Origin of the sequence: Planktothrix sp. FACHB-1355 (assembly GCF_014748295.1) — a bacterium.
GTDB lineage: Bacteria > Cyanobacteriota > Cyanobacteriia > Cyanobacteriales > Aerosakkonemataceae > Aerosakkonema > Aerosakkonema funiforme_A.
Map to the genome: position 1 here is coordinate 1 of NZ_JACJUP010001286.1, position 1,797 is coordinate 1,797.

Annotated in this window: 2 protein-coding genes; one reads left to right on the forward strand and one right to left on the reverse strand. The window is 47.2% G+C overall.

Annotated features, from left to right (window positions below; genetic code table 11):
* Positions 1-232: 232 nt before the first annotated feature.
* The gene (locus tag H6S82_RS31645) at positions 233-517 is read right to left on the reverse strand and encodes a DUF427 domain-containing protein (RefSeq protein ID WP_190463693.1); all 285 of its coding nucleotides are present in this window, start codon (positions 515-517) and stop codon (positions 233-235) included.
* 79 nt (positions 518-596) lie between these two features.
* On the opposite strand from H6S82_RS31645, the gene H6S82_RS31650 reads away from it, so the two are divergent.
* On the forward strand, positions 597-1,797 hold a 1,201-nt coding region (locus H6S82_RS31650), incomplete at its 3' end, for an ATP-dependent DNA helicase RecQ (RefSeq protein WP_191057375.1).

The window sequence follows — 1,797 nt, forward strand, 5'->3', positions numbered from 1 at the left end:
GGTAGGCGTCCCGCCTGCCCTGAAATGATACTGTTAGCGAATTACCTCAACCGTCGTGAAATCGAGCGGGAGAGCGGGAGAGCGGGGGAGTGGGAGAGATCGATCGGTTATCATTCTATTGGTTCAGCGGTCTAACCCCCCAGTTAATTCGCCAACAGTATCTTAAATCACCAGGGACGGGCGAGACGCCCATCCCACAAGAACTACAACAGCCCCCATCCCACAACAGCACTTAACCTTCCACCTTCACCCCTCGCCAAAAAGCCACATAACCTTCAATATTCTTAGCTTTGTCCTTAGCTTGGGGGTAATACCAAGCAGCATCCTTGTTTTCTTGCCCGTTCACCTCGATCGTATAGTAACTGGCGACGCCTTTCCAGGGACAAGTCGTATGGGTACTGCTTTCCTTAAAATACTGCTTGTCGATCGCATCCGGTGGGAAATAGTGATTTCCTTCCACAACTATAGTGCGATCGCTCTCCGCTAAAGTGGCACCATTCCAAACAGCTTTCGGCATAGGTTTATTTTCTGAGCTACTTTCCAACTAACATTATTATGCGAAGGTGCAGGTACAATAGCCTCTTATCCCCTCCATCATGTCTCAGTTTCGCTCCCTGGAAAAGGCACTCAAACAATATTTTGGCTACGACAGCTTCCGTCCCGGACAGCGGCAGATAGTAGAAGAAGCCTTGCAAAATCGAGATTTGCTCATTGTCATGCCCACAGGCGGCGGCAAATCCCTGTGTTTTCAGCTACCAGCGCTGCTAAAATCCGGTTTAACCGTAGTCGTCTCTCCCCTCATCGCCTTAATGCAAGACCAAGTAGACGCCCTGCGGGATAACGGGATTGGCGCAACCTTCCTCAATAGTACCCTCAACAGTCATCAGGTACGATATTCCGAACAAGCTATCCTCAACAAACGCATCAAATTACTCTACATTGCGCCAGAACGTCTGCTGAGCGAAAGATTTCTGCCATTTTTAGACTTAGTGCAGCATCAAATCGGCATTTCTGGTTTTGCTATCGACGAAGCGCACTGCGTCTCCGAGTGGGGACACGACTTTCGCCCAGAATATCGCCAATTGCGAATACTTCACCAGCGTTATCCAAATGTTCCCATTATGGCGCTCACCGCCACCGCCACCGAGCGCGTCCGCCAAGACATCATCCAACAGCTAGCACTTGTGCAACCGAATGTCCATATTTCTAGCTTCAATCGCACAAATCTTTACTACGAAGTTCGTCCCAAGCAAAAAAGCAGCTACACAGAATTACTACTGTTAATTAGGCAAACAAAAGGTACGGGAATTGTTTATTGTCTTAGCCGTCGTTCTGTTGACGAACTCACTTTTAAGTTACAGAAAGATGGCATCAAAGCTTTACCTTATCATGCGGGATTGAGTGACGACGATCGCACCGAAAATCAAACTCGTTTTATTCGCGATGATGTGCAAGTCATCGTAGCCACAATTGCTTTTGGTATGGGGATTAACAAACCAGATGTCCGCTTTGTCGTTCACTACGACTTACCCCGCAATTTGGAAAGTTACTATCAAGAAGCCGGACGTGCGGGAAGGGATGGCGAACCATCTCGCTGTACAATCTTTTTCAGCTTTGGAGATGTTAAGAAAATTGAATGGGGAATCGAACAAAAAATTGACGAGCAAGAACAAATGATCGCTCGTCAACAACTGCGCCGTATGATAGATTATGTTGAAGGTACAGACTGTCGGCGCACAATTCAGTTAAGTTATTTTGGCGAATATTTCCCCGGTAATTGCAGTAATTGCGATAATT